We start from the raw sequence: 16,057 nt of genomic DNA, 5'->3' as shown, positions 1-16,057 counted from the left end.
GACATTTCAAAACCCGATTGGCTTTTCCAACAAAAGGCCGTCTGAAACTTAATTTGCTAAAGTTTCAGACGGCCTCTCATTATTCGATAAAGATAACAGAAGTTCATTCGCCATATCCCCCATCTTTGCTACAATATCCCTTTTCTTTTTTATTGATTTCACTATGACAACCGCACCCCAATCCGGCACTTGGCGCAAGATTTTCTCGCGCAGTATGCTGATTTGTATCTTTACAGGCTTCACTTCGGGGCTGCCGCTTTATTTTCTGATCAACCTGATTCCGGCATGGTTGCGCAGCGAACACGTCGATTTGAAAACCATCGGCCTGATGGCACTTATCGGGCTGCCTTTCACTTGGAAATTTATCTGGTCTCCCGTCATTGATTTGGTCAGATTACCTTTTTTAGGACGGCGGCGCGGCTGGATGCTGGTGACACAAATTGGTTTGCTGCTGACCTTGCTCATTTACGCCTTCCTAAATCCTGCCCAGCATTTATATGTAATTATGGGCTTATCGTTGGTGGTCGCCTTTTTTTCTGCCAGCCAAGACATTGTATTGGATGCATTTCGCCGCGAAATTTTGTCAGATGAAGAATTAGGCTTAGGCAACTCTATCCACGTCAACGCCTACCGTATCGCCGCTTTGGTACCCGGCTCGCTCAGCTTGATTTTGGCCGACTTGATGCCTTGGCACAACGTATTCATCATTACGGCACTATTTATGCTGCCCGGCCTGCTGATGACCCTGTTTTTAGCCAAAGAGCCTGACATTCCACCGTCTGTGTCGCGTACATTTGCCCAAACAGTCTCTGACCCTTTCAGTGAGTTCTTCTCCCGCAAAGGAATCAAACAGGCCATATTGGTGTTGCTGTTTATCTTCCTCTACAAACTGGGCGACAGTATGGCGACTTCCCTGGCAACGCCGTTTTATCTAGACATGGGCTTCAGCAAAACCGACATCGGCCTGATTGCCAAAAATGCCGGCCTGTGGCCTGCCGTCATTGCCGGTATTGCCGGCGGCATTTGGATGTTGAAACTCGGTATCAACAGGGCTTTGTGGGTTTTCGGTGCAGCCCAATGGGTAACGATTCTAGGCTTTGCCTGGCTGGCGGGTTTCGGTAAATTTGAAACCATTACCCTGACGGAACAAATGATACTTGCCGCCGTGATTGGTGCGGAAGCGGCAGGCGTAGGCTTGGGTACGGCGGCATTTGTCGCCTATATGGCCCGTGAAACCAATCCTGCTTTCACGGCCACACAATTGGCCCTCTTTACCAGCCTGTCAGCTGTTCCCCGTACATTTATCAATGCTTCGGCAGGCTATCTGATTGAAGCGATGGGTTACTTCAATTTCTACTGGCTGTGTTTTGCCCTGGGCATACCCGGCATGTTGCTGCTGTTTAAAGTGGCACCATGGAACGGCGACAAAGCGAATACCCGTTTGCAAGGCTAAATCTCCTTAACAAACAAAAGGCCGTCTGAATGTTCAGACGGCCTTTATCATACAAAAACTTTATTCTGCTTCAGGTTTGACAGTACTGCGGACATCGCCGCTTTTTTCTTTATGTTTCAAAACAGCGCGGTCGAGTTTGTCCATCAAAACATCAATTGCGGCGTACATATCCTGTTCAATCGCTTCAACGTGCAAATCTTTGCCTGCCAGATGGACATCGGCTTCGGCTTTTTGGCTGACTTTTTCCACCGAGAGCGTGATGGTCACGGAAATGATGTTGTCGGCGTGGCGGCTGATTCGTGCCAACTTGTCGGAAACGTAGTTTTTGATGGCTTCGGTAACATCAAAATTCAGACCGGTGATTTTCAGATTCATGATACAGCTCCTTCGGTTGGTTAGTCCGTCAAAACGGATCGGAATATATCTACTCGGTAAATTTTCGTTTGTGTGCCGGCGGGATATCTAATGATTCTCTATATTTAGCCACTGTACGTCTGGCGATTTCAATGCCGCGTTGTTTTAATAATTTGACGAGGGCCTCGTCCGAATAAGGTTTGCTGCTGTCTTCGCTTTCAATCAGCTGGCTCAAGACAGCTTTGATTGCGCCTTGGCTGAACCCTTCGCCCTCATCGTCGGCATTGACTGCCTGTGTGAAGAAATAGCGTAACGCAAACAGGCCGCGCGGGCAAGACAAATATTTCTGATTGGCGGCGCGCGAAATGGTGCTTTCCGCCAAACCCAATTCGGCGGCGGCATCTTTCATCAGCATGGGCGACAGGCCGATTTCGCCGAAGATGAAAAAATCTTCCTGATTTTTGACAATATACTCGGCAAGGCGGAGGACTGTGCTTTTGCGCATTTCCAAAGAATCAATGCGCTGTTTGGCTTCGCTGATTTTTTCCTTCCACTCCGGCGCGCCCTCTTCCGCCGATTTCATCAGGTCGCAATATTCCTGATTGAGCTGCAGCTTCGGCCAGGCCGCTTCGTTGCTGATGACTTCCCAGCCGTCCTTGCCCTCTCTCACCCAAACGTCAGGCTGAATATAAGGCGTAGGGGTGGCAGAAGCGAAGCCGTAAGCCGGATAAGGATTCAAGCCGGCAATCATATCGAGCGCGGCTTCTATGGTTTCGCTGTCGGCCTGGGGATAAAGTTTGCGGAAACGCAGAACGTTTTGTTTACGGTTTTTGCCCAAATCTTGAAGCGAACTTTGCACCAAATGCGCGGCCATTTGTCTGGCCGGAGAAGCCGGCAAACGCATCAGCTGCAGCATGAGCGACTCGGTCAAATCGGCCGCCGCCACGCCGGGCGGGTCAAAAGTTTGCAATACGTCCAGCGCATTTTGCAGGGCTTCTTCGTCCAGCATCCATTCCAACGGCGTGTGGTCGATGATTTCTTCGAGGCTGTCGGTGAGGTAGCCTTGTTCGTCCAAAAAATCAATCAATACATGAACATAGGCCGCCTCCACTTGCGAGAGCGGATGCTCGCACACTTGGGCATGCAGATAGTGTTTGAAATCCTCTTCTTCGGCGATGTTGCTCCAAATATCTTCGGCATCGTCGCCGCCCAACTGCTGACCGGCACGCGGCATGGTGACGGCACGGTTGAGCCCGCTGTCGGCAAACTCATCGGTTTCCGGACGCTCAAGCAAAGGATTGTCCGACAACCAGTCTTCCACTTCACGCTCAAGCTCAAGACCCGACATCTGCAAGATGCGCAGAGACTGCTGCAGCCGCTGGTTGAGCTGCTGGGTCTGTTTGAGTTTAAGGAAGAGTGAAGACATAGTGTTTGATTCGAAATGTATGGATAGTTTTTCAGACGGCCTTTATACGACAGGCCGTCTGAAAGATTAGGTTATCGGTATTATATTTGTATTTTTAGTGATTATTCCAATATTTATAGCCGCCCTCAATTGAAATGAGGGCCTCATATACCGTCAAATATGCATTCAATATTTGAAATTTTCACCCAAGTAAACCGAACGGACTTGTTCATTGTTAACCAAGTCATCCGGCTTGCCTGAAGCCAATACCGTACCGTCGCTGATGATGTAGGCGCGGTCGCAGATGCTGAGGGTTTCGCGCACGTTGTGGTCGGTAATCAATACGCCGATACCGCGTGATTTGAGGAACTCGATGATTTTCTGAATATCGATGACGGCAATCGGGTCAACGCCGGCAAAAGGTTCGTCCAACAAAATGAAACGAGGCTGCATGGCCAACACGCGCGCGATTTCGACACGGCGGCGTTCGCCGCCGGACAAGGACGGCGCAGGGTTGTTGCGCAAGCGTTCGATGTTCAAATCGGCCAACAGTTTTTCCAGTTCGGCATCAATGCGGCTTTTGTCCTTCATGCTGATTTCCAAAATGGCGCGGATATTTTGTTCCACGGTCATTTTGCGGAAAATCGAGGCTTCCTGCGGCAGATAGCCGACGCCGAGGCGGGCGCGTTCGTGAATGGGCAGGTGGCGCAATTCTTGGCCGTCCAACATTACACTGCCTGCATCGGCAGCAATCAGGCCGACAATCATGTAAAAGCTGGTAGTCTTACCCGCGCCGTTGGGACCGAGCAGGCCGATGACTTCGCCGCTTTCGATTTCAAGGGAGAAGCTTTTGACGACTTGGCGTTTTTTGAAACTTTTTTGCAGGTTTTGAACCACAAGACGGCTGTTGTTTGCGCTCATATTCTGTTGACTTTCGATATTGACCTCAGGCCGTCTGAACCTTTTTCAGACGGCCTTTTTGTGTGTTTTCTTATTTGTTTTTCTGCGTGCTGGACGGCTGGATGACCACACTGACGCGGCCGGATTTCGCGGCGGATTTCACACCGGATTTGGCGCTGCCGTTGATGGTGTAAACCTCGGTTTTGGTGTTGTAAGTGATGACCGCACCTTCGGCCACATCGCCGCCGCGCTGTACTTTGGCATTGCCGGACAGGGTAACGAGGTTGGCTGCGGAAGAATACGTCACGGTATTGGCTTGGCCGTTGACCACGCCTTTGCCGCCGTCCAACTCTTGGCTGAATTTGACGGGCGAGCCGGTGGCTTTCATCAACTGCTCGCTTTTGTCGTTGCGCGAAACGGTTACGCTGCCGGCACGGATATTGAGCGTGCCTTGTTTGATGATGACGTTGCCGGAAAAGGTGGTGCTTTGGTTGTTTTGGTCAAGCGAGCCTTGGTCGGCTTCGATTTGAATCGGCTGCTTGCTGTCGCTTTGCAGGGCAAAGGCCGGGCTGGCGGCAAAAACGGCAACAAGGGCTAAGGTTTTACAAATTTTTTGTATCATAAATTGTGGCTTTCACTTTGGAAGGGAAATTCAGCAAACCGGTTTTGTGGTCATAAGTCATGCCGTTTGCCTGACCGCCGGACTGTCCGTATTGGAAAGTAACCGGGCTGTCGGTATGGGCGTATTGTGCTTCGGTATCGACATTCAAACGTTCGGTTTTGACAATGCCGGCCAAACGCTTGGCATCGGCCGCTTTGTTTAAGACAACATTTTGTTCGAAAACGACTTTTTTGTTTTGGATATTGTACACGGCCTTGTCGCTGCCGACTTCGTACAACAGGCTGCCGTCGCGGTAAAACGAAAGATGCGGTTTGTCCAAATGCACGTCCGCGCTATTGGGATATTGGACGGCATCAGCCGCGCTCAGGTTTTCTTTCAGACGGCCTTCTTGGTCAAAACGTTTGCCGTTGATGCCTTTCATCGAATATTGCGGCTCATTCGGATTGAGGACGACTTCTTCGACCTGCACTTCGCTGATGCGGCCGAGCCACGCCGCCAATGCGCCGAGTGAAACGGCCAACACCAGCGGAAAGGCGATTCCGTAACGCCATCTGATTTTCATCGTACATACTCTTTCAAAGCAGGTTCAAGCGTACCTTGCGCCTGCATAATCAAATCGCACACTTCACGCACCGCGCCTGCGCCGCCGGATCGTCGGGTTACATAATGGGCGTATTGCAAAGTAAACCAATGCGCTTCGGGGACGGCAACCGCCAATCCGCAACGCACCATCACAGGCAAATCGACAACATCGTCGCCGACAAAGGCGCACTCATGCTCCTCCACACCGGCCTGTTCGCGTAATTGGGCGTAGGCGGCACGTTTGTCATGAATGCCTTTGAAGTAATAGTTGATACCGAGCTGCTTCACGCGGATACCGACGGAAGGCGCATCGCGGCCGGTAATAATTGCCGTTTGCACGCCGCTGGCCTGAAGCATTTTCAAACCGTGTCCGTCCAAAGTGTGGAACGATTTGATTTCTTCGCCGTTGTCGCGGATAAAAATGCGGCCATCGGTCAAAACGCCGTCCACATCCAGTATCAGCAGTTTGATGCCTGAAGCGCGTTGTTGCAGGTCGAAAGAGAGGTTTTGCATAAGGTTTCCTTATTTCAGACGGCCTATTCTAGCATAAGGCCGTCTGAAAACGTTTTTGCCGTCGATTCAGACAATTCGTGCTATCAATAAATCGTGCATGTTCAGCGCGCCAATCAGTACGCCGTTTTCTTCGACCACCAACAAACCGTTCACATGGCCGCTCTGCATGGCTTTCAAAGCTTCGGTGGCAAGACGGTCGGCGGAGATGGTTTTCGGCGAAGCGTGCATGATGTCGTCCACTTTCAAACCGGCAAAGCTGTCGCGTTCTTGAAACAGACGGCGCAAGTCGCCATCGGTAAATACGCCTTTCAGACGGCCTTCGGCATCGATTACCGCCAACATGCCCAAACCTTTTTCACTCATGCGGACAATGGCCTCTTTCAACGGCGTGCCCAACAAAACGGCAGGCAGGGCTTCGTCTTTGTGCATAATATCCGCCACGCGCAACAGCAGGCGTTTGCCCAAGCTGCCGGCCGGATGGCTTAAAGCAAAATCATCGGGCGTAAACGCGCGTGCGCGCAGCAATACCACCGCCAGCGCATCGCCCAAGGCCATGACGGCGGTCGTACTGGAAGTCGGCGCCAGGCCGAGCGGACAGGCTTCTTTGGAAACCGCCGCGGTAATATGGATATCGGCATGCCGCGCCATGGTCGAAGTCGGATGGGCAGTGATGCAAATAAGCGTGATGTTTTTGCGTTTCAACGCCGGAATAATCGCCGCAATTTCATCGCTTTCTCCGGAATTGGAAATGGCAACCACAACATCGTGGTCCACAATCATGCCCAAATCGCCGTGCGCCGCTTCGGCTGGATGGACGAAAAACGCAGGCGTTCCGGTGGAAGCCATGGTTGCCGCCATTTTGCGGCCGATGTGTCCGGACTTGCCCATACCGGTAATGACCACCCTGCCCTTGCAGTGCAACAACGCTTCCGCCGCACGGACAAAATCATGGTTCAAAGCCGCCGCAATTTCACGCAAACCTTCGGCTTCCGTATCCAATACATCGCGCGCCCAGTCGAGATAAAGTGTGTTTTCCGCCATCAAAGCCGCCTTTCATGCTTGAATTTAGGTTTGTTTTGCCCAAATTAATCGGCTGTAAACTGTTCAAATTCATCGAATCGGCGTAGCATTACCGCCACTTCACAAACAAACCTATTATGTAAAAGGAATCAGAGATGACTATTTTATCGGACGTTAAAGCATTAGGACAACAAATCTGGTTGGACAACCTCTCCCGTTCGCTGGTACAAAGCGGCGAATTGGCCGAAATGCTCAAACAGGGCGTGTGCGGCGTAACTTCCAATCCTGCCATTTTCCAAAAAGCCTTTGCAGGCGATGCCCTGTACGCCGACGAAGTAGCCGCGCTCAAACAGCAAGACCTGACCCCGAAACAACGCTACGAAACCATGGCGGTTGCCGATGTACAAGCCGCTTGCGACGTATGCCTTGCCGAACATGAATCCACCGGCGGCAAAACCGGCTTCGTCAGCCTCGAAGTTTCGCCTGAATTATCCAAAAACGCGCAAGGCACGGTTGAAGAAGCGCGCCGCCTGCACGCCGCCATCGGCCGTAAAAATGCCATGATTAAAGTACCGGCAACCGACGAAGGCATCGAAGCGCTTGAAACCCTCGTTTCAGACGGCATCAGCGTCAACCTGACCCTGCTCTTCTCCCGCGCCCAAACCCTCAAAGCCTATGCGGCCTACGCGCGCGGCATTGCCAAACGTTTGGAGGCGGGACATGATGTTTCCCATATCCACGTTGTCGCCAGCTTCTTTATTTCCCGTGTCGATGCCGCGTTGGACGCCACCCTGCCCGACCACCTCAGAGGCAAAATCGCCATCGCGCTGGCCAAAGCCGCCTATCAAGATTGGGCGCAATACTTCGGCAGCAGCGAATTTGCCGCACTTGCCGAAAAAGGTGCCAACCGCGTACAACTTTTGTGGGCATCCACCGGTGTGAAAAACCCTGCCTATCCTGACACGTTGTACGTTGACAGCCTGATTGGCGCCCATACCGTCAACACCGTTCCCGATGCGACACTCAAAGCCTTTATCGACCACGGCACCGCCAAAGCCACTTTGACCGAGGGTGTGGACGAAGCCCAAGCGCAGCTTGCCGAAACCGCCAAACTCGGCATTGATGTCGAAACTTTGGCAACGCGTTTGCAGGAAGACGGTTTGAAACAATTTGAAGACGCTTTCGCCAAACTACTGGCTCCCTTGGCTTAAGCAGATTAAACAAACGGCCGATTGAAACTTAAATCATTTTGAAAAGTCTCAGGCCGTCTGAAATCCAAATTCGGGCGTGTACGGCACGCCCTTTTCTATCACGATTTAAATACCGTGCAGGCACACTGCCCCTGCCCTACACAAACACCCTGCCATGTATATAGGACGTTTCGCCCCCAGCCCTACCGGCCTGCTTCATATCGGCTCCCTGCTGACCGCCGTCGCCTCCTATGCCGACGCGCGCGCCCATCAGGGCAAATGGCTGGTCCGCATTGAAGACCTTGACCCCCCGCGTGAAATGCCCGGCGCCGCTGCCGACATTTTGCGCACGCTTGAGGCTTTCGGCTTTGAGTGGGACGGCGAAGTCGCCTATCAAAGCCGCCGTTACGACCTATATCAAGACACCCTCGACCGCCTCAAAGCAGCCGGGCTGGTGTATCCCTGCTATTGCAGCCGCAAAGACTGGCAAGCGGCGGCAACACATGGCGCAGACGGATTTGTGTATAACGGCCGTTGCCGCAATCCACAGCAAAAACCTGACACGCAAAACAAAACGCCGGCATGGCGCATTCAAGTTCCCGATCGCGTGATCGGTTTTTCAGACGGGATTGTCGGGCATTACGCACAAAACCTGGCGCACGACATCGGCGATTTCGTCCTGCTTCGCGCCGACGGCTATTGGGCCTATCAGCTTGCCGTGGTTGCCGACGATGCCGATCAAGGCATAACGCATATTGTCCGCGGCCAAGATTTGCTCGTTTCCACACCGCGCCAAATCTATCTGCAACAATGCCTCGGCGTTCCCACACCGTCCTACGCCCACCTGCCGCTATTGACCAACAGCCAAGGGCAAAAATGGTCGAAACAAACCCTTGCTCCGGCTTTGGATTTGAATCAAAAAGAACAGCTTCTCCGCCAAGTCCTGACCTACCTCAACCTACCCGATGCACCCGCCGTAAACCGGCCGCAAGAATTACTCGATTGGGCGGTGGCGCACTGGCAAATGGACAAAATCCCAAAATCGTCCATTATCACGAAATGAATTAGCACGATTACAACAAAATTACTCTAGGTATTACAATATTTCATAAAATTATGTAAGTAATCTTCAGATTCATTCCAAATCACGCCCAAGAAGCGAAAAATCATGTATATTTTAAAAATTTCCTAAAATTGTTGCGAAATGATAATTTCAAGATTGCAACAACATACGGCTGGCGCGTTATTGAGGATGACAAAGCGCGGCAGATCTCCCACGATACAACAAAAAGAAATACCGCTATGCCAAGTGCCATTATTGTAGAAGACGAAGTATTAGCAGCAGAACGCTTGCGTGTATTATTGGAAGAATGCAATGTCGTACTGCTCAACGTCTTTCACCATGCCATGCCAGCATTGGAGTGGCTGAGCGTCCACGAAGTCGACATCGTCTTTGCCGACATCGGCATGCCGGAAATCGACGGTCTCGAGTTTGTCGAACGCATCAAGCGCACCGCCAAACGCCAGCCGGAGATTGTCTTCACCACAGCCTACGAAGAACACGCCCTGCGCGCGTTCGAGCTGGCTGCCGCAGACTATCTGCTCAAACCGATCAAAATGACCCGCCTGCAAACCGCGCTTGACCGCATCATCGAGAAAAACCGCGAAAAAGCAGACAGTTTCACCCATTTCAAAGTGTACAACCGCGAACGCATGGTTGAAATCCCATGGCAACAGGCGCGTTATCTGATGGCGGAACACAAAACCGTCTATCTGTTTACCGGCGATGGTCAAAGCTTCGAATTACCGAAAACCTTGGTTTACTGGGAAGAATTACTGGGCGACAAAGTCATCCGCATCCACCGCAACGCCCTCGTCTTCCGCCACACCCTCGACAGCCTGATTCGATTGGACGATGACGAAAACGACGAATACGCATCCACGTGGGGCGCAAAAATTCTCGATATTCCGACCCCGTTGCCCGTCAGCCGCCGACAACTGTCCACCCTGCGGAAAATCATTAAAAACAGCATCTAACAATGCGCTCTTTATCTTTTTAAATCAAAGGCCGTCTGAAAAGATATTTTCAGACGGCCTTTTAACTTCTCATTTCAATAACAGAAAGCAGAAAAAAGAAATGACTAAAACCTACCGTTTGGACTTATCCAGGCTTTTAATTTAATCAAACCGTTTTACCCACAAACAAGCTTTTCTATTTTTTTAATCCAATTTCTCTCAATTATTATCACTCAACAAAAAGGCCGTCTGAACAATTCAGACGGCCTCGATATTCAATCCCTACCGGTTAAAAGAACAATTCACGCCAGCTGATGCGTTTGAGTCCGCATTTCCGGCCTTCTACTTTCAGACTGTGCATCTTATCAGAGTTGGTCAACAAACTGCGCTCGGCTTGGGTTGCAAAACATTTATTGTTTGGCACGCTCGGCGTAGCATTCAACTCTTTATCCGTACCCGTGCCGCCGCTATCGCCATCGGCGGTTACCGGAGAATCATCGGCCTTAGAGCCGTTCAGATAAGTAAAGTTAACCACGCCGTCAAACACCATACCGCTGGCGTAATAGACTTGACCGTTGTTTTCACGTTTGATGAATTGGCGGTTTTTATCGGAAATACGCGCATCACGCAAACCCAAACGGCCGCCGTTTTCAGCATTGACGCCCAGAATAATCGTTTTCGCTGTCGTTTGTGTGGACGTACTGTCTGGCAAACAAACATCGGCACTGGAAGAGTCAGTATGAATTGTTTTGGTTTCATACTTGCGGATGGTCACAACGGCTGTACGCAAAATCATCGTCGGTTTGACAGTCACACGTTCATTCGAATCTAAAGTCAGACTCCAGCCTTTTTTACCTTCACCAACCTTATTGTCACTAACATAAATATGTTCGCCGTCACTTTCTCTGGTTTGCTGTTCCAACTCACTGCTTTTTGCCAAAACTGCTTTTTTGGATTCATCAGTAGACACATCGTCGTAAATACCGTAAACGGCATTGATTTGACCGTTGGTATTATTCAATTCATTCTGATAAATCTCGCTACCCGTACCAAAAATAACGACATACTTGTCTTTACCGCGACGGGAGACCGCAGGCGCAGACGTAATCGGTTGATTACCCGAGCCTTGGAAAATCATCTGTGCAGACCATTTGGAAGGCGTTTCGCCACTCAAGTCAAAGCGGAACATATTGCCGTAACGGTCGCCGGCATAAGCAAAATCGACAATACCGTCAAAATCGGTGTCTACCAAAGTAGGAGTAGAGAGGCCACCTTTACCATTGGGTGCAGGAATTTTAGCCAAGAGCTTACCGGTGTCAGAAACATTACTTCCTGTACCTTTCGTTCCGGCCTCTTTGCCTGTCATATCATAGACATATAAAGCCGTTTCATTATCGGCACTGTTCACATCTTCAGTACGGTAACCACTGGCCAAGAAGCCTGCATAACGTACATCAGATTCCAGATTAACCGGGGTAGCATTGCGTTTAATGGAGACACGGCCAATTTGTGTCGAACCAATGGTATAACCCAGCTTATTGCCAGAGCCTTTTTCTGTTTCAAACAAAGGTACAGTCGTATTCCAACCACTACGGTCACTGTTCGCCACTGCACCGATATTCAACGCATACGCACCGCGCCCACCCTGACCCATTGCACCAAACATAAAGGTTTGCTTATCAGGCGTTTGGCGGAGAACAAAGCCACCATTGACCATATAGCGGTGCGGCGTGCTGGAGCCGTAGCCATCGCGAGCGACATCCTTCAGAACCTTGCCCAAAGTTGTCGCTTGACCTTGATCGTCCTCACGCTCCATGCCTGCCGGAATATAGCTGAGTTTCAAGTCATAAGGATTGCTAGGCGTACCATTACGGAAAATATGTACCATGCCGTCATTGGCAGCGGCGACCAAAAACTCTTGACGGTTGTCGCGCTTATCGCCAATAGCTGCAACCGAACCGTCTAAAATATCGCCTAAATTACGTTCATCTTTACTTGAATCAGCAGAATCTGTCGGACGAATTCGATAAGACTGGCTATAACCTTTTGTCTCTGCATCCGCTTTGATGGTTTCATCATTACCTGCTCGGCCAGTCCATTTCAGCAATGCATTTTTCCATTCCAACTTATCTTTTGCACTGCCGTCTGAAATGCCAAAATCGGCATTTTCAGCCTCATTATCTGCAACTCTATCGATGAAATAGGTCTTACTGCCGTCATTAACCAAAGTAAGGCGGTTATTAAATGATGGCTGAACAAACTCTGTCGTATTGATAGGCGTACCATCACGGTTCAATTTATAAAACCGCAACTGACTGCTCCAAGAGCCGGTATTCAAATGAACCGTTGCCGCCATATTGGGAATACCTGTACTGGTCGTTGCAGGCGCAGTTGAAGATGTTCCCTTAAATTTTGTTATTTTACTGTCATTTTCAATATTATCGACGATGGTCTTGAAAGCATCGAGCAACTTTTCAGGTTTTGAGGCATTGAAATACCATTCCGGGCGACTGGCACCCTTTTCCAGATACTCTCTCCCGACTTTGGAAACTCCTTCACCAAAGCCCACAGTAAAAGTCTGAACCAATTGCTTACTGTAATCTAACCCTTTAGGATCGTTTGGATCGCCATCCCAGCTCTTACCGGCATCATCTACGCCATCTTTTGCCGCAGTTTTAATGTCTTTTTCTGCTAAAGTCTGGCTAAAGAAACGCATACCGCGTTTTTCATCCTTATAGTTTCTATCCCAATAAGGAACAATAATTTCGCCAAGGCCTTTAACTTCTTTCTTACCATCTTTTTCACCTAAAAGAATCCAACGCCCAAAGCTATCTTTTGCATAGTCAGTATATTGACATTGGAACTTTTTCTCCCCATCAGGAGTATTCAATCTCGGATCATAATTTGGCAGATCAAAATACCCTGCAAGTCCGTTTCCTGAAAAATATTTGCCTTGTCCATGTTTATCTTCATAAGCTTTTACTTCAGACGGCCCAAAATATTCATAGATATCATCCGAGCTACGCTCAATAGCACGGTAATAGTTTGAATAATAATATTTTCGGTCATAGTTGAAGCTGGTATTACGCGATTTACTCGGATCCTCACCAGAAGACTGGTTACTACAACTTAAGTTCGCGTCACCATCAGATACCACAACAACATAAGATTTCTGGCAGCGATATTTGATATTTGGAATGACAAAATTTTTGACAACTTCATAATAACGGCGCGTTGTCGGCGTACCTTGATAAGCCAACATCTCGTCTACTTTTTTACTGACATATTCCCAGTTTCGACCGGCAGAACCATCCGTAAAGCCCTCAGAATCCTTCATATCACCTTTTGCATCATTGGGCGTGCTGAGTTCTGAATATGGAAATTTATTATGGTCACTCTTCTTCGAATCATCCCATACCCAATACCGAGGATTATTGTGTAAAGTCTGCAAACCCCAGTTAAACTGATCTTTGTATTCACGCAAAACCTGCTTTAATGCAGATTTTGCAATATTGATCTTCTTGTCTTTATTCGGAACATCATAATCACCCTTTGCATCAGCCAACATACTGCCCGAGTCATCAATCAAAAACATAATATTGTGTTTGACTTTGGGTTGGCCGTTGACGGCAGTTTCGTTTTGCAGGTAAAACGGGACTTTGGCAAATTGCTGCGTATTTGCCTGAACGGAAAAGCTGATAAGCGCTAAAGCGGAAGCGACGCTTGCATGAATGAGGCGATGGCGGCCTGATGGAGCGTTTTGCATAATGTGTTCTTTTTTCATCGGATAATCTCAGTTAAAAATGACGTTGTTTTTATTTTTTATGGGGCTACGATTTTAGCATAAACAGCTTGTTCCATGTTTGATTCGGCTGAATTTCCCTTAGCCTGCATTTCAAACACAACAAAAATGAAACAATCTGCCTGCTCAGTTTTCAGACGGCCTGACTGAATATTTAGTTCAACCTTATTCATCAAGCATTCCAAAAGTAAGGGACTGTACCGTAAAGATAAAACGTTTTTAAATTATCGACTCCTTGCTCTACGCTTGAAATTCCTATTACTTTGACTTAAAATACACTGCTTCTACGGCATAGACCGCTATGTCTGAAAAAGCACGTTACACAGCAAAATCAAAGCTGCGGAGCGTGTTTTTTTTTAGCCGAGATTTCCGAAGGCTGTCTTTTTTGTAAACAATTTTTATTTTTCAGACGGCCCGACCCATTTTTTTTCGAACCGACCATCATCAGGCAAACAGGATTCCATCATGACCACTCCGGCTCTTCTCGTTCTCGCTGACGGCAGCGTATTTCACGGCACATCAATCGGTTACGAAGGTTCGACTTCCGGCGAAGTCGTGTTCAACACTTCCATGACCGGCTATCAGGAAATCCTGACCGACCCTTCCTACTGCAAACAAATCGTTACCCTCACCTATCCACACATCGGCAACACCGGCACCAACGCCGAAGATGAAGAAAGCCGCAGCGTTTACGCCGCCGGTTTGATTATCCGCGACCTGCCGCTCTTGCACAGCAACTTCCGCGCATCCGAAAGCCTGCACGACTATTTGGTACGCAACCAAACCGTCGCCATCGCCGATATCGATACCCGCCGCCTGACCACCCTGTTGCGTGAAAAAGGTTCACAAGGCGGTGCGATCTTGACCGGTGCAGATGCCACCGTTGAAAAAGCGCAAGAACTGATTGCCGCATTCGGCAGCATGGTCGGCAAAGACTTGGCCAAAGAAGTTTCCTGCACAGAAACTTACGAATGGACCGAAGGCGAATGGAAATTGGGCAAAGGTTTCGTTACCCCTGCCGAACAACCGTTCCACGTCGTCGCCTACGATTTCGGCGTCAAAACCAACATCCTGCGCATGCTCGCCTCTCGCGGCTGCCGCCTGACCGTCGTTCCCGCCCAAACCAGCGCGGAAGAAGTATTGGCACTCAATCCTGACGGCGTATTCCTGTCCAACGGCCCTGGCGACCCCGAGCCTTGCGACTACGCCATCAAAGCCGTACAGAAATTAATGGAAAGCGGCAAACCGATTTTCGGTATTTGCTTGGGACACCAGCTGATCAGCCTCGCCATCGGTGCGAAAACCCTGAAAATGCGCTTCAGCCATCACGGCGCCAACCACCCTGTACAAGACTTGGACAGCGGCAAAGTCGTCATCACCAGCCAAAACCACGGTTTCGCCGTCGATGCCGACACCTTGCCCGCTAACGCACGCATTACCCACAAATCCTTGTTCGACAACACCTTGCAAGGCATCGAGCTGACCGACAAACCCGTGTTCTGCTTCCAAGGCCACCCCGAAGCCAGCCCCGGCCCGCAGGATGTCGGTTATCTGTTTGACAAATTTATTGACAATATCAAAGCGGCGAAGCAATAAAGCGAATTTTTCAGACGGCCGTCAAATTCGGCAGGGCAGGCAGGCCGTCTGAAAATCAAGCGATTCAAAATCCTGTAACTCAAGTCAGAAAGGAAACCCCATGACAGAAAAACAAATGCGCGTACTCTCCGTAGTCGCCACCCTGACCGCCGTAGGCATGTACGTTTCCTATATCCCACAAATCCAAAACAACCTTGCCGGCAACCCCGGCTCGCCGCTGCAACCCCTCGTCGCCGCCATCAACTGCACATTATGGGTTGCCTACGGCTTTTTGAAAGAAAAACGCGACTACCCCGTCATGCTGGCAAACGCCCCCGGTATCATTTTGGGCTTGATTACATTTATCACTAGTTTTTAAGGAAGTTTTCAGACAGCCTGTGCAAAATAAAAACGCAAAAGGTTGTCTGAAAAAGAGTCACCAAAATATCAACGGCAGGAATTTTTCAGGTAGCTTTTTATCGAAAGGCATATGGAACAAACGCTGCGAACGTTTTTTCAGACGACCTTTGAGCCCATCGGTAGGGTGTGTACCGCAAGGCACACACGCGGTGGGTTGGAGTTGCAGGGAAAATGGAGAACGCGTGCGTGCGTACCGCACACACCC

The 16,057-nt window shown here is 49.6% G+C and carries 16 protein-coding genes; 6 read left to right on the top strand and 10 right to left on the bottom strand.

The annotated features are described in order from the left end of the window. Nucleotides 1-163 precede the first annotated feature (163 nt). Complete coding sequence (locus HMPREF2596_RS08570; RefSeq protein WP_283140419.1) at nucleotides 164-1,453, top strand: AmpG family muropeptide MFS transporter; 1,290 nt, start codon at nucleotides 164-166, stop codon at nucleotides 1,451-1,453. Between the two features lie 60 nt (nucleotides 1,454-1,513). Here HMPREF2596_RS08570 and raiA read toward each other — a convergent pair whose 3' ends face one another. The 7 genes from raiA to HMPREF2596_RS08535 all read right to left on the bottom strand — a co-directional run bounded on the left by raiA (nucleotide 1,514) and on the right by HMPREF2596_RS08535 (nucleotide 6,870). Continuing rightward, the gene (gene raiA / locus HMPREF2596_RS08565; protein ID WP_003748344.1) at nucleotides 1,514-1,828 is read right to left on the bottom strand and encodes a ribosome hibernation-promoting factor, HPF/YfiA family; all 315 of its coding nucleotides are present in this window, start codon (nucleotides 1,826-1,828) and stop codon (nucleotides 1,514-1,516) included. 49 nt (nucleotides 1,829-1,877) lie between these two features. Continuing rightward, on the bottom strand, nucleotides 1,878-3,233 hold the full coding sequence (gene rpoN, locus HMPREF2596_RS08560; protein ID WP_070850733.1) for an RNA polymerase factor sigma-54: 1,356 nt from the start codon (nucleotides 3,231-3,233) through the stop codon (nucleotides 1,878-1,880). A 165-nt stretch (nucleotides 3,234-3,398) separates the two neighbouring features. Continuing rightward, nucleotides 3,399-4,133, bottom strand: a complete 735-nt coding sequence (gene lptB, locus HMPREF2596_RS08555) for an LPS export ABC transporter ATP-binding protein (protein ID WP_003679854.1) — start codon at nucleotides 4,131-4,133, stop codon at nucleotides 3,399-3,401. Between the two features lie 70 nt (nucleotides 4,134-4,203). Then, nucleotides 4,204-4,734, bottom strand: coding sequence for a lipopolysaccharide transport periplasmic protein LptA (gene lptA, locus HMPREF2596_RS08550; protein WP_003748337.1), 531 nt, complete (start codon nucleotides 4,732-4,734; stop codon nucleotides 4,204-4,206). Further along, the gene (gene lptC / locus HMPREF2596_RS08545) at nucleotides 4,715-5,296 is read right to left on the bottom strand and encodes an LPS export ABC transporter periplasmic protein LptC (RefSeq protein ID WP_003748335.1); all 582 of its coding nucleotides are present in this window, start codon (nucleotides 5,294-5,296) and stop codon (nucleotides 4,715-4,717) included. The genes lptA and lptC overlap by 20 nt, the downstream gene beginning before the upstream one ends. Next, complete coding sequence (locus tag HMPREF2596_RS08540; protein ID WP_070850732.1) at nucleotides 5,293-5,829, bottom strand: KdsC family phosphatase; 537 nt, start codon at nucleotides 5,827-5,829, stop codon at nucleotides 5,293-5,295. Before HMPREF2596_RS08540 ends, lptC begins: the two co-directional genes overlap by 4 nt. A gap of 66 nt (nucleotides 5,830-5,895) precedes the next feature. Beyond that, the gene (locus HMPREF2596_RS08535) at nucleotides 5,896-6,870 is read right to left on the bottom strand and encodes a KpsF/GutQ family sugar-phosphate isomerase (protein ID WP_070850731.1); all 975 of its coding nucleotides are present in this window, start codon (nucleotides 6,868-6,870) and stop codon (nucleotides 5,896-5,898) included. 134 nt (nucleotides 6,871-7,004) lie between these two features. On the opposite strand from HMPREF2596_RS08535, the gene tal reads away from it, so the two are divergent. The 3 genes from tal to HMPREF2596_RS08520 all read left to right on the top strand — a co-directional run bounded on the left by tal (nucleotide 7,005) and on the right by HMPREF2596_RS08520 (nucleotide 10,076). Beyond that, nucleotides 7,005-8,060 carry a transaldolase gene (gene tal, locus HMPREF2596_RS08530; protein ID WP_070850730.1) on the top strand — a complete coding sequence of 352 codons (1,056 nt, stop codon included), beginning with the start codon at nucleotides 7,005-7,007 and terminating at the stop codon, nucleotides 8,058-8,060. A gap of 154 nt (nucleotides 8,061-8,214) precedes the next feature. Continuing rightward, nucleotides 8,215-9,102, top strand: coding sequence for a tRNA glutamyl-Q(34) synthetase GluQRS (gene gluQRS / locus HMPREF2596_RS08525; RefSeq protein WP_070850729.1), 888 nt, complete (start codon nucleotides 8,215-8,217; stop codon nucleotides 9,100-9,102). A 239-nt stretch (nucleotides 9,103-9,341) separates the two neighbouring features. Next, complete coding sequence (locus HMPREF2596_RS08520; RefSeq protein WP_049348785.1) at nucleotides 9,342-10,076, top strand: LytR/AlgR family response regulator transcription factor; 735 nt, start codon at nucleotides 9,342-9,344, stop codon at nucleotides 10,074-10,076. A gap of 268 nt (nucleotides 10,077-10,344) precedes the next feature. Here the strand turns inward: HMPREF2596_RS08520 and pilC are convergent, their stop codons facing one another. Both pilC and HMPREF2596_RS11395 read right to left on the bottom strand, forming a co-directional pair. Next, nucleotides 10,345-13,839: a PilC family type IV pilus tip adhesin gene (pilC, locus tag HMPREF2596_RS08515; protein ID WP_070850728.1), complete on the bottom strand. Its 3,495-nt coding sequence runs from the start codon at nucleotides 13,837-13,839 to the stop codon at nucleotides 10,345-10,347. 38 nt (nucleotides 13,840-13,877) lie between these two features. Next, on the bottom strand, nucleotides 13,878-14,030 hold the full coding sequence (locus HMPREF2596_RS11395; protein ID WP_168167172.1) for a hypothetical protein: 153 nt from the start codon (nucleotides 14,028-14,030) through the stop codon (nucleotides 13,878-13,880). A gap of 292 nt (nucleotides 14,031-14,322) precedes the next feature. Between HMPREF2596_RS11395 and carA the strand changes: the two genes are divergently transcribed. Both carA and HMPREF2596_RS08505 read left to right on the top strand, forming a co-directional pair. Continuing rightward, nucleotides 14,323-15,453 carry a glutamine-hydrolyzing carbamoyl-phosphate synthase small subunit gene (carA, locus tag HMPREF2596_RS08510; RefSeq protein ID WP_070850727.1) on the top strand — a complete coding sequence of 377 codons (1,131 nt, stop codon included), beginning with the start codon at nucleotides 14,323-14,325 and terminating at the stop codon, nucleotides 15,451-15,453. A gap of 100 nt (nucleotides 15,454-15,553) precedes the next feature. Next, the gene (locus tag HMPREF2596_RS08505) at nucleotides 15,554-15,811 is read left to right on the top strand and encodes a SemiSWEET family transporter (RefSeq protein ID WP_003686764.1); all 258 of its coding nucleotides are present in this window, start codon (nucleotides 15,554-15,556) and stop codon (nucleotides 15,809-15,811) included. Nucleotides 15,812-15,868: 57 nt separating this feature from the next. Here HMPREF2596_RS08505 and HMPREF2596_RS11390 read toward each other — a convergent pair whose 3' ends face one another. Beyond that, complete coding sequence (locus HMPREF2596_RS11390; RefSeq protein WP_168167171.1) at nucleotides 15,869-16,051, bottom strand: hypothetical protein; 183 nt, start codon at nucleotides 16,049-16,051, stop codon at nucleotides 15,869-15,871. Nucleotides 16,052-16,057 lie beyond the last annotated feature (6 nt).

It is taken from the genome of Neisseria sp. HMSC078C12, from assembly GCF_001838065.1.
In the GTDB taxonomy this organism is placed as follows: domain Bacteria; phylum Pseudomonadota; class Gammaproteobacteria; order Burkholderiales; family Neisseriaceae; genus Neisseria.
The sequence above is the reverse complement of the archived record's forward strand: the minus strand, read 5'-3'. Positions and strand labels throughout refer to the sequence as shown.